Origin of the sequence: Chryseobacterium foetidum (assembly GCF_025457425.1) — a bacterium.
In the GTDB taxonomy this organism is placed as follows: Bacteria; Bacteroidota; Bacteroidia; order Flavobacteriales; family Weeksellaceae; genus Chryseobacterium; species Chryseobacterium foetidum.
This window is the reverse complement of sequence record NZ_JAMXIA010000001.1, coordinates 1,340,357-1,361,916: the sequence shown is the minus strand read 5'-3', so window position 1 is coordinate 1,361,916 and position 21,560 is coordinate 1,340,357. Positions and strand designations below refer to the sequence as shown.

General features: G+C 36.6%; 18 protein-coding genes. 8 read left to right on the top strand and 10 right to left on the bottom strand.

Annotation, left to right across the window (positions count from 1 at the left end; translation table 11 throughout):
• Positions 1-318: 318 nt before the first annotated feature.
• From NG809_RS06440 to NG809_RS06425, 4 genes are all read left to right on the top strand, one after another.
• Positions 319-1,647: a hydroxymethylglutaryl-CoA reductase, degradative gene (locus NG809_RS06440; protein WP_262149106.1), complete on the top strand. Its 1,329-nt coding sequence runs from the start codon at positions 319-321 to the stop codon at positions 1,645-1,647.
• A 7-nt stretch (positions 1,648-1,654) separates the two neighbouring features.
• Positions 1,655-2,317 carry a hypothetical protein gene (locus NG809_RS06435; RefSeq protein ID WP_262149104.1) on the top strand — a complete coding sequence of 221 codons (663 nt, stop codon included), beginning with the start codon at positions 1,655-1,657 and terminating at the stop codon, positions 2,315-2,317.
• A gap of 28 nt (positions 2,318-2,345) precedes the next feature.
• Entirely contained in the window at positions 2,346-2,732 is a 387-nt protein-coding gene (locus NG809_RS06430; protein ID WP_262149101.1) for a DUF423 domain-containing protein, read from the top strand.
• Between the two features lie 170 nt (positions 2,733-2,902).
• Positions 2,903-4,180: a chloride channel protein gene (locus tag NG809_RS06425; RefSeq protein WP_262149099.1), complete on the top strand. Its 1,278-nt coding sequence runs from the start codon at positions 2,903-2,905 to the stop codon at positions 4,178-4,180.
• Between the two features lie 264 nt (positions 4,181-4,444).
• On the opposite strand, the gene NG809_RS06420 is transcribed toward NG809_RS06425, so the two are convergent.
• The 4 genes from NG809_RS06420 to NG809_RS06405 are packed head-to-tail and all read right to left on the bottom strand — an operon-like array spanning position 4,445 to position 9,506.
• The gene (locus NG809_RS06420) at positions 4,445-5,848 is read right to left on the bottom strand and encodes a TolC family protein (protein WP_262149098.1); all 1,404 of its coding nucleotides are present in this window, start codon (positions 5,846-5,848) and stop codon (positions 4,445-4,447) included.
• Positions 5,832-7,145, bottom strand: coding sequence for an HlyD family secretion protein (locus NG809_RS06415; protein ID WP_262149096.1), 1,314 nt, complete (start codon positions 7,143-7,145; stop codon positions 5,832-5,834). The genes NG809_RS06420 and NG809_RS06415 overlap by 17 nt, the downstream gene beginning before the upstream one ends.
• Before the next feature lie 13 nt (positions 7,146-7,158).
• Entirely contained in the window at positions 7,159-8,826 is a 1,668-nt protein-coding gene (locus NG809_RS06410; RefSeq protein WP_262149094.1) for a peptidase domain-containing ABC transporter, read from the bottom strand.
• Between the two features lie 5 nt (positions 8,827-8,831).
• Positions 8,832-9,506: a TetR/AcrR family transcriptional regulator gene (locus NG809_RS06405; protein WP_262149092.1), complete on the bottom strand. Its 675-nt coding sequence runs from the start codon at positions 9,504-9,506 to the stop codon at positions 8,832-8,834.
• Positions 9,507-9,788: 282 nt separating this feature from the next.
• Between NG809_RS06405 and sucC the strand changes: the two genes are divergently transcribed.
• Both sucC and NG809_RS06395 read left to right on the top strand, forming a co-directional pair.
• Positions 9,789-10,979 carry an ADP-forming succinate--CoA ligase subunit beta gene (sucC, locus tag NG809_RS06400; RefSeq protein ID WP_262149090.1) on the top strand — a complete coding sequence of 397 codons (1,191 nt, stop codon included), beginning with the start codon at positions 9,789-9,791 and terminating at the stop codon, positions 10,977-10,979.
• Between the two features lie 294 nt (positions 10,980-11,273).
• Complete coding sequence (locus NG809_RS06395; protein ID WP_262149087.1) at positions 11,274-13,469, top strand: reprolysin-like metallopeptidase; 2,196 nt, start codon at positions 11,274-11,276, stop codon at positions 13,467-13,469.
• Positions 13,470-13,534: 65 nt separating this feature from the next.
• Here NG809_RS06395 and deoC read toward each other — a convergent pair whose 3' ends face one another.
• From deoC to NG809_RS06370, 5 genes are all read right to left on the bottom strand, one after another.
• Entirely contained in the window at positions 13,535-14,278 is a 744-nt protein-coding gene (deoC, locus tag NG809_RS06390) for a deoxyribose-phosphate aldolase (RefSeq protein WP_262149085.1), read from the bottom strand.
• A gap of 3 nt (positions 14,279-14,281) precedes the next feature.
• Positions 14,282-14,752 carry an Lrp/AsnC ligand binding domain-containing protein gene (locus tag NG809_RS06385; RefSeq protein WP_262149084.1) on the bottom strand — a complete coding sequence of 157 codons (471 nt, stop codon included), beginning with the start codon at positions 14,750-14,752 and terminating at the stop codon, positions 14,282-14,284.
• Positions 14,753-14,798: 46 nt separating this feature from the next.
• Positions 14,799-15,731: an endonuclease/exonuclease/phosphatase family protein gene (locus NG809_RS06380; RefSeq protein ID WP_262149083.1), complete on the bottom strand. Its 933-nt coding sequence runs from the start codon at positions 15,729-15,731 to the stop codon at positions 14,799-14,801.
• Positions 15,732-15,951: 220 nt separating this feature from the next.
• Positions 15,952-16,623, bottom strand: coding sequence for a tRNA (guanosine(37)-N1)-methyltransferase TrmD (gene trmD, locus NG809_RS06375; protein WP_262149081.1), 672 nt, complete (start codon positions 16,621-16,623; stop codon positions 15,952-15,954).
• Positions 16,620-17,882: an NAD(P)/FAD-dependent oxidoreductase gene (locus tag NG809_RS06370; RefSeq protein ID WP_262149079.1), complete on the bottom strand. Its 1,263-nt coding sequence runs from the start codon at positions 17,880-17,882 to the stop codon at positions 16,620-16,622. Before NG809_RS06370 ends, trmD begins: the two co-directional genes overlap by 4 nt.
• A gap of 204 nt (positions 17,883-18,086) precedes the next feature.
• Between NG809_RS06370 and NG809_RS06365 the strand changes: the two genes are divergently transcribed.
• Together NG809_RS06365 and NG809_RS06360 are read left to right on the top strand one after the other, a co-directional pair.
• Positions 18,087-18,692: a hypothetical protein gene (locus tag NG809_RS06365; RefSeq protein WP_262149078.1), complete on the top strand. Its 606-nt coding sequence runs from the start codon at positions 18,087-18,089 to the stop codon at positions 18,690-18,692.
• 233 nt (positions 18,693-18,925) lie between these two features.
• Entirely contained in the window at positions 18,926-19,789 is an 864-nt protein-coding gene (locus NG809_RS06360) for a glycoside hydrolase family 25 protein (protein WP_262149076.1), read from the top strand.
• A gap of 1 nt (position 19,790) precedes the next feature.
• Here the strand turns inward: NG809_RS06360 and NG809_RS06355 are convergent, their stop codons facing one another.
• The gene (locus tag NG809_RS06355; protein WP_262149075.1) at positions 19,791-21,437 is read right to left on the bottom strand and encodes an alpha/beta fold hydrolase; all 1,647 of its coding nucleotides are present in this window, start codon (positions 21,435-21,437) and stop codon (positions 19,791-19,793) included.
• Positions 21,438-21,560 lie beyond the last annotated feature (123 nt).

Here is a 21,560-nt window from a genome sequence, read left to right as displayed (position 1 = left end):
AATAACTCTGATAATCCAGTTCAAAAAAATCTTTGCTTTTTAACTCTCGAGTGATCTCAAATATTTTCAAACTAAGGAAAATTCTCTGTAACTTATGTGTCGATTAAAGTTTGTGCTAATCTAATCTGCCAAATTTTTCATTTGTTGTTAAGTCTTTTCAGTATTCCAAAAGTAAGTCCAAAATTGAGAAATGTCAGTGTTATTTAAGCCAACTTATCCACATTTTAGACTAACAAATTTACTATATTTACGGTCATTAATTTATGCGTGAAATCGTAAAGCAACGATTATCCTATTTAAGAATCGAAAAATTACATTATGAATCATAAACCCGTTGAAGGTTTTTCTAAATTGACAAAACAAGGGAAAATCGATTGGCTCGTTAGCGAATATCTTGAAGGAAATACCGATTATCAAAATATACTCAATCAATACTGGAACGAAAATGCAGATCTTCAGAAACTTCACGACGAGTTTTCTGAAAACACAATTTCCAATTTCTATATGCCTTACGGAATTGCCCCAAATTTCCTGATCGACGGAAAATTATTTGCCCTTCCGATGGCTGTGGAAGAAAGTTCGGTAGTTGCAGCAGCTTCCAAAGCAGCAAAATTCTGGATTGATAAAGGAGGTTTTAAAACGACCATCATCAACACCGAAAAATTGGGTCATACTCATTTTATCATTGATGTAGAATCTCATAAGCTTCAGCATTTTTTTAATTTTAATTTAAAGAAAAAATTGTTTGAGGCAACAGAAAGTATCACAGCAAACATGAGAAATCGTGGCGGTGGAATTTTAGATATAAAACTCATCGACAAGACTGCGGAAATGCCGAATTATTATCAGCTGAAAGCGAGTTTCGATACAGTGGATTCTATGGGAGCGAATTTTATCAATTCCTGTCTGGAGCAGTTTGGTAAAACTTTGAAACAGGAAATTGCCGTAAGCGAGGATTTTTCTCAGGAAGAAAAGAATTCTCTGCAGGTGGTGATGAATATTCTTTCCAATTTCACTCCGGACTGTATCGTGAGAGCAGAAGTTTCATGTAAAATTGAAGAGCTTAAAGACGACAGCGGAATTTCAAACGAAGAATTTGCAAGAAAATTCAAACAGGCCGTTACGATTGCTGAAATTGAACCTTTCCGTGCGACAACCCACAATAAAGGAATTATGAATGGGGTAGATGCCGTTGTGATCGCTACCGGAAATGATTTCAGAGCCACTGAAGCCTGTGCACACGCCTACGCAGCGAGAAACGGAAAATATTCTTCATTAACCCATTGCACCATCGACAACGGAATTTTCAGATTCTGGATTGATCTTCCAATTTCTGTAGGTGTTGTGGGAGGTTTAACGAATCTTCATCCTTTGGTAAAATTCTCTTTGGCTCTTTTAGGAAAACCTTCAGCTCAGGAACTGATGAGTATTTTGGCAGTTTCAGGATTGGCTCAGAATTTTGGAGCTTTGAGATCTTTGGTAACCACAGGAATTCAGAAAGGTCACATGAAAATGCATCTGTTTAATATTTTAAATCAATTTGGAGCTACGGAGGCAGAAAAGCAACATTTTGTGACTTATTTTAAAGATAAAACGGTGAGTCATCATGAGGTGATTGCGGAGTTGGAGAAATTGAGAAGTAAATAAATTAAATATGAATTTCAAAAAATATTTTATTGGTTTTGCCTTTTTTAGTTTTGCCATTTCATTTGCGCAAAATACCAGATTTACTTTACAGGAAAAACTTAATAAGATTTATTCGGACTTAGAAACTGAATGTGGTAGAGACATCAGATTGCTTGTTGCAAAGTACGAAGTGATAGTTTCAAAATCACCAGACAAAAAGATTTCAGAGAAGGATCGAGAAGAATATTCAAAGGAGTTTGATGCTCTGCAAAAATCTTATCTTGAATGCCTGGATGAAGGTAGACCGATAAGAATCGAAAAATTGAAACTTCTGCTGGCAAAAGTTGAGAAGGAGAATATTAAGGCATATACACCACCAAAAAATACAATGCTATCGGTTCCGGAGGCTTTTTCTCAAGATGTCATTCGTGGAAAATTATCAGATAGGTTAGTCGGTCATTCACTTTTTGAAAATTTAGAGAGCACTTTAAAACTTAAATTAACATTTGTTTTAGATACTGACGGTCAGACAAAAAAGGCTAAAATTACGGGAACGGATGATGAAGAAATAAAACTTTTAGTTCTTCTGACTTTTTATTCGGTTGCAGATGTGTTTAAACCGAGGGAATCCAACGGTAAAGCAGTAAAAGAAATGTACACGATGCCACTTGTAATGATCGGACTTGACTAAAGCGGCTAAAAATAATTTATAATATAAAATGAAAACAATTACCCTCGTATTCGGAGCCGCCTTCGGAATGTTATCCGTTATTTTAGGCGCCTTTGGAGCACACGCTTTAAAGAAAATTTTATCTGTGGAAAGACTGGAAAGTTTTGAGACAGGCGTAAGATATCAAATGTATGCCGCCTTCTTTTTATTGATCGCAGGCTATATTTTAAAATTTGACACTTCATCTCAAAAATGGATTTCTATCCTAATGATTGTAGGAACAATGTTGTTCTCTTTCAGTATTTACGGTCTGAGCTTACAGGATCATTTTGGTTTAAATCTAAAATTTTTAGGACCAATCACACCACTTGGAGGATTGTTTATGATTCTAAGCTGGATGATGCTGATTTTTTACTTTGTGAAGAATAAAATATAAATACAAAAAGTCTTCGACAGGCTCAGACTGACACGTCAATAATAACGATTAATACTAAAGTTGTCATGCTGAGCCTGTCGAAGCATTCTTATGTTTGGCGAAATTCCTTTTCCTTCAAAAATAAAACACTCTCTCAACAAATGATGATTGTAATTTTAAACTAAATTAAAATGAAAATCAACAGAAGACGCCGCTTGATACGAACTTTCAATCTTTTGGATCAACCCATCAGGTTCAATCCTTTCGTATTCAGCCGTACTTTTTTTATGTGGGCAATCACTGGTTTGGTCGGCGGAATTATCGCCGGATTATACTGGATTGTCTTAGAACATTTCACAGAATTTTTACATCAGTTTCACGGGTGGATGGTTATTCCAACCATGGCAATTGCCGGACTTCTGGCGGGTTTGGTCATTCATTTTATTGGCGATCCAGGAGAAATCCATTTGATCGTCAACAACATCAGATTCAATAAAGGAAAACTGGAACCTAAAAATAATCCTTCTATGATTCTGTCATCGCTTTTTTGCGTGGCATCCGGAGGAAGCTTAGGTCCTGAAGCACCTTTGGTACAAGTAACGGGTTCTACAGGAACATATTTAGGAAAACTATTCAGGCTGAAAGGCGAAGAATTGCGTTCCTTGAGTATCGCCGGAATGGCTTCAGGTTTTACCGCACTTTTCGGTGCTCCGCTTGGCGGAAGTTTATTCTCTCTCGAAATTCTTCATCACAAACACGCTGTAGAATATTACAAAGCGATAATTCCGGCTTTGGTGGCGAGTTGCTTCAGTTATCTGATGTTTGCTTTGATTATTCACTTGGGCATCGGAGCGACGTGGGATTTGAAAGCTTATCGTTACACCGGTGTTTACGATTTCCTTTACGCTTCTCTTTTTGGAATTGTAGGAACACTTTTCGGCTGGATTTTTATTTTCATCGTTAAATTTTTCAAAAAAGCTTTTGAATACAGAAAATTCCCGATTTACATCAAAACTTTGGTAGGTGGAATTTTATTGGGAATTATTGCATTTTATTTTCCATTAACAAGATATTTCGGGCATCATGAAGTGAATGAACTCATCAATGGAAGCTACACTTTGAATTTTTTAATCATCATTTTAATATTTAAAATTTTAGCGATTGCCATCACGGTAACTTCAGGATGGAGAGGTGGTTTTATTATTCCGCTTTTCTTTGTGGGTACGACTTTGGGATTGATTATTCATCATTTATTTCCAACGGTTGACACGACTTTGGCGATTGTGAGCTGTATGGCTGCCATCAATGCCTGCGTGACGAGAACGCCGATGAGCACGACTATTATTCTGGGAACTTTAACAGGTTTTACATATTTTGTTCCGATACTTTTTGCGAGTTTAACAGGGTATTTTTTGGCTCCAAAAATTCCTTTTATCGGTTCGCAGTCTGAGAAATTAATTGAAGAGTAAACGCATTTTAATACAATAAGAAAAGTTCAGGTTTTGCCTGAACTTTTTGCTTTTAAAATCTCACGCAGAATTAGGTGATTATGCGGATTTCTATCTGCTCAATTTGCCAAATCTGCGTGAGATTAAAATGTAAACCATTAAGATTATTAAAAAAGTAAGATTGATCAAGGAAAATCAAACAGATTTTTAAGCAGACTGCTTAAAGCGAAGCTCAACTTAACCGAACTTAAAAACTTACCAAACTTAATGGTTCAAATTAAAATTTTAAAGTGTGAAATTCTCTTTCATCCACTTCAGTTTATTAAAACTTTTCAGGAATTTTGTTCTGATCGAAATAAATTTCTCCTGAGCTTCAATCACTTTATTTTCCCTTGAATTGATCAGGAAAAGCGAGCTTTCACCGTTGCTGTACCTCATTTCTTCAGCACTCAAAAGTCTTCTGTAATTCTGAAGATTTTCTCTCGACAAATCAATCTGAGTGTGATAATTCTGAATTTCGTTTTTGTAAGTTTCAATTTTTACGTCGAGTTCCCTTATTTTCAGATTGGTGTCGATTTGGTTTTGATTCAGTTTAATCTTCGCCATCTGATAATTTGCTCTTGCCTGCCGCTGAAAAACAGGAATTTCAAGTTTTAAACCATACTGAAAATTATTATCGAAAAGCGGTAGATAATCCGGACTGTAATTTTCCTTATTGAAAAAATTGTAGGTAAAATCAAGTTTGGGGAGGAAACTTTGCCATTTTAAACGCCTTTCGCTCTCCAGAATATTCTGCTTCTGATCGTAATACAACACAGATAAATGAGAATTAATCGGTCTCGAATCAACCTCGTTGATGAGGAATTCAAAATCTGAATATGCAGGATTATCCGCAAGTCTGTCTGATGGATAAATCATCTCTGACAACTCGTAAAACTGCTGATTATCCTCCCACAGATAGAGTTGCAGCTGTTGTGTACTTTTTACGAAACTTAAAAAAGCATCCCGTTGCTGAAGTTCGAAACTTTGGAGCTGTGAAAGGGCTTCAATAGTATCAATCGCAGGTTTTTCTCCATACTCAAAAGTTTTTTTTGTGAATTCAAGTCGGTCTTTATTGATTTCAACAATCTCAGATTTAAGCTTGTAAATTTCATAGTTTTGAACCCATTCCCAATAGGTATTTTCGGCTTCGAGCAATAAATCATTGGTTAAAACTGCCTGCTCAGCTTCGGTCATTCTCAATCCGAACTTTGCCTGATCGAGCATTGCTCTTCTTTGGTCATACAACAGATTTTTCGCCAAAGGAACCGTGATTCCGAACTGGTAGAGTCCGCCTCGGGTATCGCTGTTGTTCAGTTTCTGTCCGTCGATATGATTGTAACTTCCGTGGAGATCGATTCCGTACCATGTAGGAATTCCGAGTTCAATATTTTTCTGTTGATAATACTGCGTTCCGTCAATATTTTTCTCGCCCAATTTTCCTGCAAGAACGGGGTCAAAATTTCCCCGTGCCCTTCTGATTTCCTGTTCTGCCAATCTGTTTTGCAGTTGATATTTTAAAGCTAAAGGATGATAGTTTTTAACAACATTGATAAATTCAGAAGCGGAAATTTTCAACGAATCCTGAGCAGAATTTAAGCTGAACAGCAACAGAAAAAACAGAAGAAAAAATTTATTTTGTCTTTTCATCTTTAGCTGATTTTGCATTCGTAACTTCATAATAATCCGGCGGGAAACCATTGATGTTTCGCCATAATTCATACCAGATTGGGACGTCATTTAAAATTGCAATGCCCTGAACTCCCGTTCCCATTTTGATTTTTGGTGGCCATCTTTTTTCGTTTTTATCTTCTACAATTAAAGCTTTAAACATTCCGTTTGCGCTGATATTACTTTCCACGGCAACCACTTTTCCTGCGAAAGTTCCGTAGCTGGAATCAGGCCAGCCTGAGAAAACAATCGCGGGGAAACCATCAAAAATACTCATCACACGCTGTCCCTCTTTGATCAAAGGCAAATCAACCGGTTTGATGTAAATTTCCACAGCGTAATCTACCGTTGTTGGAACTACAGTTCCGATATTTTCACCGTCTTTCAAGACTTCACCAATTCCGGCTTTGTTGAGCTGAACAATCTGCCCGTCCTGAGAGGCGAGAATGAAATACAATCCCTGTCTTGCCTTATAATTCGCAACCTGATTCTGAAGTTTGGCAATATCACCGTCGCTCCCTTCAATCTGTCCCATACTTGAAAACCGTTCGCCCTCAATTTTGCTTAATTTCTCATTGTAATCCTGTGTAACAGCATTTTGCTCAATCTGAGTATTGAGAATTTCCTGCTGAGTCTGGGCAACTTTATTTTCGGAGGCTGTTTTTTTGGCAATCGAATTCTGGTATGAGATACTTCTCTGCTGAAACTGCGTAAGCGAAACCAAACCTTCATCGTACATTCTTTTCTGTCTTTCAAACTGGTCTTCCGAAAGTTTGAGCTCGTTTTTGGCTGCCTCCAGTTCTGCCTGTTCGCCCACCAATTTGCTGTTGAGCTGGATGATTTTAATTTTAACCTGATTTAATTTTAAATCCCTCGACGCATTCAAAGCTTCCAATTGGTTTTTTGCCGTTCCCACTTTGGCTTCGTAATAGTCCCGCACGCCTTTTTTGGCATCCACCTGCTGTTCGGTTCTCTGTACTAAAAGCGGATCCATGTAATCTTCCTTGATCTCGGAAAGTTGAAGAAGCGTGTCACCTTTTTTTACATAATCACCGTTTTTCACATTCCATTTGATGATTCTTCCAGGGATGGGAGAGTTCAGTTGCTGAGGTCTTTGAGATTGATAGAGTGAGGAAACATTTCCTTTGACCTTGATATTCTGCGTCCACGGTAGAAAAAGTGTGATGATTCCGGCAATGAGAATAAATAAAAACCATCTTTTAACCCGTGATTTTCTGTTGATGTGGTATATTTTTTCGTATGACTGTAGTTTCATTTTGTGCTGAATTTTATGAAATAATACTTAAACTTCCGTCTTCAAGATGAATGTGCTGATCGGCATTGTAGATCATATTTTTATCCGGTGAAACAACGACGATGGTGCAGGTTTGCTTAAGTTCCTGAAGATATGCGCTGAGTTTTTCCTGAAAATTTTCAGACATTCCTGCCAAAGGATTTTCAAGTAAGATCAGTCGTTTTTCGCCCAATAAAGAGCGGAGCATTAAGATTTTCTTTTTGGAACTGAAGGTCAGTTCAGAATCTGTATCGCTGATTTCCGTTGTAAAACCGTTGCTGAAGCTGCTTGAAATACTCTCGATTCCGAGTTTTTCCGATAGCTGAAGGATACTTTCGGTATTGCTGTCAGTATTTCCGAGAAGAATATTCTTTAATACACTTCCCTGAATAACTTTCATGTTTTCAAGGTACAGACCGATATTGCTTCTGAAATCTGTTTTATTTAAATTTTTCAGCGGAATTTTGTCGAAAAGTATCGTTCCCGAACTCGGTTTGTAAAAACCTGCGAGCATATTGAGAAGCAAAGATTTCCCTGTACCCATTTTTCCGGTGATGACGGTAAGACTGTTTTCTTTAAGCCTGAAATTGATGTCTGATAAAATTGCAGGCGTGTCATTGAATGCGAAATCAACATCTTTAAATTCAATTTCAATTCCTCTGTCTTTTTGGGAAAGTACAATGTCGCCGTCGGTTTCTTCTTTCAGTTCTGTCACTTTCGAGAGTTTGGCAAATGAGGCGATGAGGTCGTAATAACTTTCAAGGCTTACAATCAGTTTTTCAACTGCTGCCATTATCGTAAGTACCACGATTTCTGCAGCGATAAATGCACCGATATTCAGTTGTTGGTTAATCATCAGGTAAGTTCCGATAACCAGAATTGCCAGCGTGATAATCACTTTGAAGGCGATGATTGTTTTATACTGAAAAACAAGAATTTTGAAGTGAGAAGTCCTGTGATCCAGATACTCCACAACTCTTGAATCTGTACCCTGAAGATGCGTTTTTTTACCCGAATGCATTTTGAAAGTCTTGACAGATGCGGCAATATCTTCAATCCACGCGGCGGTTTCGTATTTTTTGTCACTTTCTTCGAGGCTGGATTTAATTCCGCTTTCCATACTGTAAATGAAAATTAAAACGACCAAAATAATGACCAATGCTCCAAATGCTAAAAACCACGGATGGTAAAAGGAAAGCAGCAAAATTCCGAAGACAATCTGGATAAGCGCTGTCGGGATTTCCAGTAAAATTTTTGAAATTCCTTTCTGAAGATTCTGTACATCAAAAAATCGGTTAACCAGTTCAGGTAAATAATACTTTCTGGTTTCTGAAAGGTTAATTCGCGGCAGTTTTTCTGCAAAAGCCATAGAAAATTCAACGAAGATTTTCTGTTGAATTTTTTCAATGATCTGGAAAACCTTCAGTCTGAAATGTCCTACCAGAAAAGTTCCCAAAACCACAAAAAAGATGAGCAAATAAATGGAAGTTGCCATCGTGGCTCCCATGACAAAGCTGATAATCGACTGTATTCCCAACGGGATACTCAGTGAAACCAAACCGTTGAGAATGGCGTAAAAATATATGTTTGAAACGTCTTTTTTTTCTTTCGTGATGTAGCGAAACAGTTTTTTGCTGTGGTCGCTTGCTGATCGTAATGCCATCTTTCTTATTTAATAAGGTTAAATGTGATGTGTTTTAAATATCCGAGAACGTAGTTAGTATGCTCAGCGTTCTGATGATTGTCTGTCAGATTAGGCAAATGTTCACTGAAAAAATGCTGGTCGTGGGCGGTTTCCAGAAGTGTGCTTGCCATGGAAAGCGGGTAGGGGAAATCCGGTTTTGCCTGAATGATGATGTTTGAAATGCATTTGCAGAGGCTTTCCAAAGGGTTAAAAATCATTTCTTTGCTTATTTCGTCTACTTCTTTTACAAGGTAAGATTTGCTGCTTTCTGAAATAACGATGGAGTGAAGTTTGGAAATGTCATAATCATCTACCTCATCGCACGAGTTGTTGTGATGCGTGATGATTTCGAGAATTTTTTCAAGTTTTTCCAGCGGTTTTTTTATTTCCGAAGTTTTAAGTTCAGAAATAAACTCAAGATAAGACCAGTACCAGTTGAGAATGTAGGTGAGCAGTTTGTATTTGGATGAAAAATACCGGTAAATCGTGGCTTCTGTAGAATTGATTTTTACCGCCAGTTTTTTGAATGTAAAATGTTCAAAGCCCATGTCAAAAATAAGCTCAATGGCATTTTTAATAATAGATTTTCCGATCTCGCTCTTCTCGGGATCTTTCAGGTAAAGTTTGTCGTTTACTTTGAATTTCAGTTGAAAATTCATGTATAATGTTTTGCGGTTTTTAATGCCACAAAAATACACAACTATTTTAAATGATAGTATTACTATACATTAAAATAGTATTAAAATATGATTAGAATTTTTTAATTTGGAAAAGTTTATATTTTTGAGATCAGTTTAAACCGTAGATTTATCTTTAAAATGAGATAAATTTGATGGCAAAGGAATTAAATCATTTAAAAGTATCATAATTTATTTTCCTTCCTTGTTCATTTTTATTAAATTTGTCAACCTTTAAATATTAAAATAAAATAATAAAATAATATGAATCTTCACGAGTATCAATCAAAAGAGATTTTATCAAAGTATGGAGTAGCTATCCAACGTGGTTTCGTTGCAAACAACGTAGATGAAGCTGTAGCAGCTGCAGAAAAATTGACTGCTGAAACCGGAGCTCAGGCTTGGGTTGTAAAAGCGCAGATTCACGCAGGTGGCCGTGGTAAAGGTGGTGGTGTAAAGTTCTCTCCAAACATGGATAAGCTTAAAGAAAACGCAGGAAACATCATCGGAATGCAGTTGATCACTCCACAAACTTCTGCTGAAGGTAAATTGGTAAACTCTGTATTGGTTGCAGAAGACGTTTATTATCCTGGAGAATCAGAAACTAAAGAATTTTATGTTTCTATTCTTTTAGACAGAGCTGAAGGGAAAAATACAATTGTATATTCTACTGAAGGAGGTATGGATATTGAGCACGTTGCAGAAGTAACACCTCACTTAATCCACAACGAATTGATTGATCCTACTTTGGGTCTTCAGGGTTTCCAGGCAAGAAAAATTGCTTTCAATTTAGGTCTTGAAGGAAATGCTTTCAAGGAATTCACAAAATTCATCACTTCTTTATACAATGCGTATGTAGGAATTGATGCTTCTCTTTTTGAAATCAACCCGGTTTTGAAAACTTCTGATAACAAAATTATCGCTGTAGATGCTAAAGTAACTTTGGATGGTAACTCACTGTTCCGTCACAAAGATCTTGAAGCGTTGAGAGATACAAGAGAAGAAGATCCTTTGGATGTTGAGGCTGGTGAAGCTGGTCTTAACTTCGTAAAATTAGACGGTAACGTTGCATGTATGGTAAACGGTGCTGGTCTTGCAATGGCAACTATGGATATCATCAAATTATCTGGTGGTAACCCTGCAAACTTCCTTGACGTAGGAGGTACTGCTGATGCACAGAGAGTACAGACTGCTTTCGGAATTATTTTAAGAGATCCAAACGTGAAAGCTATTTTGATCAACATCTTTGGTGGTATCGTAAGATGTGACAGGGTTGCTCAGGGTGTTGTAGATGCTTACAAGGCAATGGGAAGCCTTCCGGTTCCATTGATCGTAAGATTGCAGGGAACAAACGCTGTAGAAGCTAAAAAATTAATTGACGAAGCTGGATTGCCAATTCACTCTGCAATTACTTTGGAAGAAGCTGCAAACAAAGTAAAAGAAGTTTTAGCTTAATACTAAAATTTTAAAATAACAGAAACCGTTTCATTTTTGAAGCGGTTTTTTTTCTTTTTTTAACCTAAGACTTTACTGTAAATTTCGATTATGGATTTCTGAGTTCAGTAATAATAATTTAACTCCAGACAAGTGATAATAATCAAAAAAAAGCAGATTATTATCTAAAGAGTTGTGTATTATGAAATTTTAATCTATTTCTATAAATATTTAAACAATTTTAGTTAAATTTTATTAATTTTGTGATTATTTTCTAGTCTTTCAAAATTAATAATTACCTTTTATAGAATAAATATGAAATCAAAATTTATCTTTAATCTGTGCCTTTTTGCCGGTTCCACGGTTTTCGCACAGCAGAATTACTGGTCAAAATCACGGATTGAGAATGTTCCGAAAGAAAATCTTTCTCCAAGATGGGTTACGCCCAAGAGTTATGAGCTGTATAATTTAGATATTGACCGACTCAAAAAAGATTTAGCCATTGCACCTCAACGCTTTTCAGAAAATGAAAGTCTGATCATTAAATTTCCTGACTCTGAAGGGAAAATCAGAGATTACATAGTGCAGGAAGCTTCTGTAATGGAACCGGAGCTGCAGGCAAAATTTCCGGAAATCAGATCGTATCTTGGCTGGGATAAAAAAAATCCGTCAAACTCGATCAGATTCAGTGTTTCACCATCTACAGGAATCAATATCATGTATTTTGATGGAAGTGAAGTGAGCTATCTGGATCCCTACACAAAAGATCTTTCAAGCTTTATTTTATACAAAAGAACAGATCTTCCGGCCAACAACAGACTTTTTGAATGTCATGTTGAAGACGAACTGGATAATCTAAAAAACAATCCATCTGAAAAAAAAGCGGCGCTGGTCGCTGACGGTCAATTCAGAAATTACCGAATTGCAATATCAGCAACAGGTGAGTACACAGCTTTTCATGGCGGAACGGTTCCTTTGGCAATGGCAGCTATGGTAACCACAATGACAAGGGTAAATGGAATTTATGAAAAAACAATTTCCACAACGATGACGATGGTTGGCAATAATAATCTTATCGTTTACACCAACGCATCTACAGATCCATTTACAAACGGAAATCCAGGAACGATGATTAATGAAAATCAGACCAATACAAATACAGTTATCGGTTCAGCAAATTACGATATTGGTCATGTGTTTGGTACAAATAGCGGAGGTCTGGCGGGGTTAGGCGTTGTCTGTGTTGCTGGCAATAAAGCACGCGGCGTTACAGGATCTGGTGCACCGATCGGAGATCCTTTTGATATTGATTATGTAGCACATGAACTTGGTCATCAGTTTGGTGCGGGGCATACCTTCAGAGGAGCTACCGGTGCCTGCTCAGGTAATGCAAGTACTCCCACAGCTTACGAACCGGGCAGTGGAACCACGATTATGGCGTATGCGGGGATTTGTGGAGCAAACAATATCCAGGCAAACAGTGATCCTTATTTTCATGCTGCAAGTGTAGTTCAGATGTATGCTGTGATCACGAGATCTACTGACTGTGCTGCAAAAACTTCAAATGGCAATGGTGTTCCTACTTCAAATGCAGGATTGGATTACACGATTCCGAAAGGTACAGCATTTATGCTTACAGGAGTAGGTAGCGATCCGAATAACGATCCTATCATGTACCTATGGGAACAGTATGATAATCAAAGTAGTACACAGCCTCCGGTAAATAATTCCACGGTTGGACCACTATATCGTTCACGTACTCCTTCTGCTTCTCCGGTAAGATATTTTCCAGCTTTGGCAAGTGTAGTTGCAAATAATTTAACGCCTACCTGGGAAGTGACTCCAAATGTTGCAAGAACACTTAATTTTTCATTACTGGTGAATGATAATAAAGTAACAGGTAATCAGGCTGCAAATGATGCGATGCTCATCAATGTGACTAACGACGGGCCGTTTACTGTGACTTCTCAATCGATAAACACGCAGTACAGTTCCTCAAATCCGCTTAATGTAACGTGGAATGTTGCAGGAACAAACGCTGGTGCAATTAATACCCAAACTGTTACAATATATCTATCAAAGGATGGCGGTTTGAATTTCAATAATGTTTTGGCATCAGGCATTCCAAATAATGGAGCGGCGAGTGTGACAATTCCTAACGAAAATGTTGCTTCTGCTAGAATTATGGTTAAAGCCGACAATAATATTTACTATGCTTTGAACTCTTCCAATTTCAGTATCCAAAATGGTCTATCTACAACTGAAACTGCGATTAAAAATTATTCAATCTATCCTAATCCGGCTTCAGATTTTATTAATGTTTCTTTAAAAAAGACGTCTCAAAAAGCAGAATACGAAATGTACGATGCTTCAGGAAGATTAATTTTAAAAGGAAACTTTGCCGGAGAAACTAAAATTGATGTAAAAACTCTGACCAATGGAAATTATTTACTTACAATGATTTCAGACGATGGCGAAAAGATTTCAGAGAAATTTATTATCAAAAAATAGAAACTAAATTCTATAAAAAAGCTCCGAAGTATCTAAACTTCGGAGCTTTATCTTTAAAATAAACATTAGTAATTTTCTTCGGAAGATTCGTCTTTAAGCAAACTCAAAGCTGAAGAGGTTCCGATTCTCTGAACGCCCAGCTTAATCATTTTTTCGGCGTCATTATGAGTTCTCACTCCTCCGGCAGCCTTTACAGGAAGTTTTCCCGCATTATCAAGCATGATTTTGATGCCTTCAAACGTGGCGCCGTTAGGTTTTCCGTCTTTGGTTTCAAAAAATCCTGTAGAAGATTTTACAAAAATTGCTGAAAGACTGTTTTCGTCAAAATTATCGTCCGCCCATGTTGAAATTCTCTTCGTAAGATCTGCAATCTGCTCGTCAGATAATGCTGCGATTTCTATAATCCATTTGGTAATCTTCCCGTGTTGAAGGCAAAGTTTTGTGCATTCTAAAAATTCAGTTTTCACCAAATCAAAATTAGCTTTGATGTATTCTGAGTAATTGATCACAAAATCAAGCTCATCGGCACCATCTTCAATGGCTTTTCGGGCTTCAGCGAGTTTTTCTTCAACTGAATTCGTTCCTTCATGAAAGCCGATTACGGTGCCAACTTTTACATCAGAACTTTTATCGCTCAGAAACTTTTTAATTTCTGAAACGTATTCGGGTCTGATCATCACGGCAAAAATGCCATTATCTACTGCTTCTGCAGCAAGTTCCAGATCTTTTTGAAGAGTTTCTTCTTCAGAAAGGCCAGATTGCTGAGGTGTTTTAAGATAAGTGGAATCTAAAAAATCTGCAATATTCATTAATTATACTTTTAGCTGTCTTGCGATGCTTTGTTCAAGAGAAATAAAGGTTTCAGTACGTGTTACTCCCTTGAATTTCTGTAGTTTACTTAAAATCTGCATCAGGTGATCGTTGTCCTTGCACAGCAATTTAATAAACACAGCATAATTTCCTGTAGTGTAATGTGCTTCCACAACTTCGTTCACTTCTTTCAGTGCTTTTACCACATCTGCGTAGTGACTTGGCTGATCCAAAAATATTCCAATGAAGGAAACTACTTTAAAACCGATTTTTTTTGGATTTAAAAAAGAAATCGTACTTTCTATTACACCTGCGTGCTCCAGTTTTTTGATTCTTTGGTGAACTGCGGTAGTGGAAATCCCAACTCTTGACGAGATGTGTGCAAGCGACGTTTTGGAATTATCCATCAGCATATAAATAATCTGCTTGTCGATGGCATCCAGATAGTAGTCTGTATTGTTAGCGTTCTTCATTTTTGATTTAGTTTAATGTTTTTAAGAAATGATGTTAATTTATACTTTAGTTTTTTAGTTTAATTATAACGGGAAAATGATCGCTGTAACCGCCCAGATACCGTGTTCCGGCAAAAGTCCTGAATGGTCTTCCCGAAAAGGTTCTGGATTTCACTGTCAGCTGATGATGATCAAAAACTTCTGCCATCTCAAACTGCAGCTGATCCTGCTGATTGAAAAAATTCCCTGATAGTAGAATTTGATCAAATAGCAAACCACTTTTGTAATGAAAGGTAGAATATTTTTTGTTAAAAAATAATTCCAGAAAAGGATTTGTAAGCGCATTCTCCTGAAAGGTCTTTCCTGAAAGGATTTCCAGCACTTCATCATCCGGATTTTCATTGAAATCTCCGCAGACAATTACTTTTTCACCCGAATTTTCAAAAATTTGATCAATTCTGTTTTTTAATTCCTGCAAAATGTAAGACCGCTTTGGTTTGTTGACGTCTTTTTCTCTCTTTGAGGGGAGATGAAGGACAAAAACATTGATGATTTCTTCCTCAAATTTTACTTTGGCGAAAAGCACATCCCGCGTAGTATCATAATATTTTTCATCAAGACCCGATTCTTCAAAGAAAAATGTGATGGGTTCGGAGTCTAAAATTTTAATCTTTGAATGATCGTACAAAAGTGCCACGTCTACATTTCTTTCATCCAGAGATTTGTAGTGCAGGATTCCGTATTTTCCCTGCAAGGGCTCTGTCTGAAGCAGATCTTTCAGAACACGGTCTCCGGAAATTTCGGCCAGACCAATCATAAAAGGCAATTGATGATGTTGCTCTTCGATCAGCCGAAAAGCATGTGCAATTTTATTAAGTTTATACTGATACTTCCTGAAATCCCAGTTGAAAAGACCACTTTGGGTTTTCTCAGACTTGTGGCTGGGCTTAGAATCCGGTAAAAACAAATTTTCAACGTTATAGAATGCAAAAATCTCCATTGATTTGTTTGCAAAAAATTAATATTCTATTGAGCCTTTCAAAAATTTGTGTGGTTAAAAATACAAATACTTTTTTGATGAATTGTCATTTTAATTGATATTTTAACGTTAACTATTGCAAGCATAATGATATTTCATTGATTCACAAAAAAATAGGGTGTAAAATAAATGCATGAAAAAATTCACACTAAAACCTTGTTGAAATTTTGAATTTTGCAATCTACAGTAAGTCAGGCCTTTTCTCTGTGGTGATGCGTACAGCCTCATCGTAGCGCCAGTCTTCAATTATTTTAGAATTCCCGCTCAACAGAATTTTCGGTACTTCAAGACCTTTATAAACTTCGGGTCTGGTGTAAATTGGCGGAGACAAAAGATTATCCTGAAAACTATCTGTTAACGCACTTTGCTCATCATTCAAAACACCGGGAAGTAGTCTTATTACAGAGTCAGCCAAAACGCAGGCAGCAAGTTCCCCTCCCGTCAAAACGTAATCACCGATGGAGATTTCTTTGGTGATATGAAGTTCTCTCACGCGCTGATCGATGCCTTTGTAATGGCCGCACAGAAAAATCAGATTGTTTTTAATGGAAAGTGTATTGGCGATTTTTTGGTTTAAAGTAACGCCGTCCGGAGTGAGATAAATTACTTCGTCGTAATCACGCTGAGCTTTCAGTTCAGAAATGCATTTGTCGATAGGCTCAATCATCATCACCATTCCTGCACCGCCGCCATAAGGTTCATCGTCGATCTGACGGTGTTTGTTGATTGACCAGTCGCGGAGCTGATGAAAATGAACTTCGGCAATGCCTTTATCCACAGCTCTTTTCAGGATAGATGTTTGAAATGGACTTTCCATGAGCTCGGGAAGTACGCTTATAATGTCAATTCTCATTGTAATGTTCCGTTTTTCTTATTGGATAAAATGATCAGTCTTAGAGACGAATCTTTGTTAAAATAACTCCACATCCAGTTAAAAAAGACGGCAAGCTTATTTCTAACGCTCAAAATTAGCATTAAGTGAAGGAACATCCAAAAATACCACGCAAGAAAACCCTGAAATTTGATAAACGGAAGATCTACAACAGCTCTGTGCTTACCAATTGTCGCAAGTGAACCTTTGTCATCGTATTCATATTCAGTCCATTCTGATTGATTTTTTTTCAGAAGATTTTTTCCTAAATTTTTTGCCTGATTGATTGCCACATTCGCTACCTGAGGATGCCCCTGCGGATATTTCGGCGTTTCCATATAGGCAATATCACCAATCGCATAAATATTATCAAAGCCTTTGATCTTATTGAATCTATCTGTAATGTATCTGTTTCTGATGATTTTTTCCTGCTCAAATCCGTCGATGATATTTCCGGTAACTCCGGCCGCCCAGATGACGTTATTGGAAGCAATCTGTTTTCCACTTTTCATGTGAACCCTGTCGCCATCGTAATCGGTAACGTATTCGCCGCTCAGGAAATCTACGCCGAGATCTTTGAGGTATTTTTCAGATTGGGTTTGAGCTTCCTCGCTCATCACAGCCAAAGGTTTTTCGGTAGAACTTACGAGGATGATTTTAAGATTATCAAAATTCATGTAAGGATAATCTCGGGGAAGAATCTCTTTTTTCATTTCAGAAAAAGCGCCTGCCAGTTCAACTCCGGTGGGCCCGCTTCCTACGATAACGATGTTCCAGTCACCATCGTCGCTGCGGCTTTTTTCGAGAATTAATCTTTCAAAAGTCATCAGAACATGATTTCTGATGCTGATGGCTTCCTGCGTATTTTTCATCCCAAAAGCTCTGGACTCCATTTCTTTATTGCCGAAAAAATTGGTTTTGCAGCCTGTAGCAATAATCAGTTTATCATAACTGAATTCTGCTCCGTCGGTAATCACTTTATTTTGAGAAGGAATAATTTCTTTCACTTCAGTCAGCCTGAACTGGGTATTTCTCGACTGCTGAAAAATTTTACGGAAAGGGAACGAGATATTGGAAGGTTCTATCCTCCCACACGCCACCTGATAAAAGAGCGGCTGAAACATGTGATGGTTTACACGGTCGAGAACGATGACCTTTTTGTTTTTGTTGTTCAGTGTTTTAGCCAATTGCAATCCGGCAAAACCTCCTCCAATGATGATGATTTTCTCCCTTGTTTCCATACTAACAAATGTACTGATTTAATTGCTTTTTGAGCTTGGATTTTGGCTGAAAAATCAATAATTTAACAATCTGTTTTTTTACTTGCTTGTAACTTTTTATATGAGATTTTACAAAATTTTCTCCTCTAATAAAATGGTCACAATGAGTGGAAATTGTATATTAGCAGTGTTATGTATACAAGTGTACAAAAATTATACACGCCAATGAACGATAATAGAATTTTTAAAATCCTAATCAAATCAATAATAATTATTTCTTGTTTTTTGATGCAAAACTGTAAGAATTATTATTATTTAAAACAAACTCCTCCCATCATTCATGAAGGAGAATATTACGCTTATCAATTGAAATTTTCTAATGAGAATTTACAATTTATTACTCCAGGAGATTATAGGTATAATAAGGTAAAAAAGGATTATATTTATTTTAAAACAAAAGATATTAATAAAATTCTAACATCTACTATTAACAAACCTTTTAATGAGCAATTTTTATTTATGTACACTAATATGAGCATATATAATAATCTATTAGGTTTTTATTATAGAAATACATCTTTACAAGAGATTAAGAATAATAAAGCACCAGATATAAATTTAGGAAATGGTATCTTATACACTTACCATTTTGGAAAATTTGATGTTGTTGATATTTATAGAGAATGTGATAGCGGCGTTATTAGATTTATTAATATTAACAACCCGAATGAAAAAGATGCTAATAATAAGAGATTTCATTTGGAAGTTAAAATGCTTTTTTTTAATCTTAATAAAGATCTTTGGGATAATAGTTTTGTAGACTTCAAATAAAATTATTTGAATGAGTGATTTTTTTGTTCATAAATTGCTTATCTACTGCCAATTCAGGTATTAATAGTCCTTCTTCAATTGCATAGTTGCTTGATGAAAAATAAATATAATCCGCTGTGCAAGTTTATAACTTTGCATAATAAAAAAAGATTTCTGCACTTTGAAAACTCTTGTTACTTTTTAGAACTGCAAAGCATAGTTTCAGTTTCAAAAAAACTTAGTTTTGTACTCTGATGAAAAGAAAAAAATACACCAGAAAAGTTGCCGCAAAACGTCATAAAAATACCCGAAAAAGAGCCAATCTCCGCAGGATTATGGTGCTGGCTGTGCTTGTGTTGACGCTTTTGGGAACCGGTTTTTTTCTAAAACAGAAAATCTCTTATTATTATGCTCTGTATTTTAATAAAACGGCTCACAAAAAACTTAAAAATTCTGAGCGTGAAGCAGCGAGAATTCAGAAAATCATCAGCGAAAATTTAGATAAAACTTACGGGCTTGATATTTCGCACTATCAAAACAAAGAAGATATTACTTGGGACAGTTTAAGTATTGGCAATAAAACCATTCCTTTAGAATTTGTTGTGATGAGAGCTACGATGGGAAACCGCAATGCTGATAAACATTTCAATGATTTTTGGGAGCAGGCTAAAAAGCATGAACTGATCCGTGGGGCTTACCATTTTTACCGCGCTGATGAAGATCCTGTAAGACAAGCGAACAACTTTCTTGAAAATGTGAAACTTGAAGCAGGCGATCTCCCTCCAATTTTAGATATTGAAAAAATTCCGAGGAAAAAATCTAAGGAAAAATTGGTTGAAGATTTGAAAGTCTGGTGTAAAATAGTGGAAGAAACGTACGGCAAAAAGCCCATTATTTACACCTACTATCATTATTACAAAGATTTTCTGAAAGGTGAATTTGATGATTATCCGCTGTGGTTAGCCAATTACAACGATGTTCCTACACCGTCACCCGATGATCATTTTGATTTCTGGCAATTTACAGAAAACGGAATCGTGCACGGCATCAACACCAAAGTTGATCTGGATCTGTACAACGGAAGCCTGTGGTCACTGAAAAGTTTGACTTTGGATTGAATTATTTCTTCAGAAATTCAATGATATCTTTATTAAGCTCATCGGCATTTTCAAATGGAATCATGTGCGTGGCATCTTTATAGATTTTCAGTTTTGCATTAGGGATTTCCTTTGAAATCAGCTCTGAATGGGCAGGCTTGATCACATCTCTTTCTCCGGCAATCACCAGAACTTCAGATTGAATTTTATTTAAATCCCTGGTCGAAATATTCGGCTCTTTCAACATCAGTTTAAGCAATCTCAGTTCATTGAATTTCTGGGGATTATTTTCAAACTGCATTGCTTTAAGATTCAATTTGAATGTTGTGATCAGTTCATCATCGATTCCATCAACGGTGGCGTTGGCTCCGATGGTAATCAGTTTATTCAGATTTTCAGGATATTTCAACGCAAACTCAAGTCCTGTAGTTCCACCATCGCTCCAGCCGGCAATGTTTACTTTTTTTAATCCTAAATCATCCACCAAAGCCTTCATATCATCAGCGAAAAGTTTGTACGTAAAGTCTTTTTTTGTTTTGTCCGTACTTTTTCCCTGCGCTCGGGTGTCAACGGCTATCACTTTAAAATACTTCGACAGTTCAGGAATCTGCTGATAAAAATCCCTGATGCTCCCTGAGTTTCCGTGGAGCAAAAGCAGAGGCTCGCCTTCACCATAAGTTTCGTAGTACAAATCTGCATCTTTCAGTTTCAAAACTTTTCCTGAAGAAGTATTTTTCCCGTAAATTGACTGTTCTGCTTCCATGTGATATTTGCTTACATCAGGAATAAGATTTGAAAGATGGCCATCATTTTCATCAGATTCCTGCATTTCATTTTTTCCGTTTTTGTCTACTTTTACATCAATGTTAATCGCGGGGGCAGCCATAGTTATTTTTTCCCAGTTGCCGTAAAATTTTCTGAGATAACCGGTTCTGAAAAGTGCAGCACTGATATTCAGTCTTCCCTCAAATTCTTTTAAAAACTGAATTCCGACAAAAAATTTACCCTGAACCCAAATATTCTGGTCATTGACATCCAAAGTAAAGGTATCATCTATAATTTTATCCTTCGTCAGTTCGACAGTAATTTCTTCATCTAATATACTTTCTCCCGGCATGCCATTTTTTTCACTATAAATGGTGTAGCGCATGATGATGGGACGGTCAGCAGTGATGCTTGCGATATTCAGATGAATGTTTTTAATCTTGGATTTCTTGCTTGCCTTAAATTCCAGAGCGGTTTCACCTAAAAAATTATCTTTGCTTAACTCTGGATTTACAGAATACATGACACTCTTCGTTTTCGTATTCACGCCCCAGTTTTTATCAACGAATTTTTTAGGTGTAATCTTTACTTCCTGAATATTTTTGATTTTTTCATTCAGAAAAATTTTTCGGTCGTTTTGTTTTAGAAAATTCTCAACACTTTCTGTATAAGTTTCGTAACCTGCAACATCAATTCTTACTTTGGCAGAAGGGTTTACCTTTGAAAAATCAATAGAAAACCGACCTTTCTCATCACTGATGATTCCAATGTTTTCTTTTTCAACACCTACTTTTACGTAAGGGATCGGAGTGTTTTCTTCTTTAGACAAAACAGTTCCGGAAACGATCTGAGCCTGTAGCCAAAACGCAGACAACAGCAGAATTAAAATATTGAGTTTCTTCATAATAAAAGTTTGATGCAAAAATCAATATTCCAGTTTAGAAATGCTCTTAATACGATATTAAATTTATAGGAGTTTTCGTTAAATAAAATCTAAAAAATCACATCAAAGTGAGCGCGTGTATTT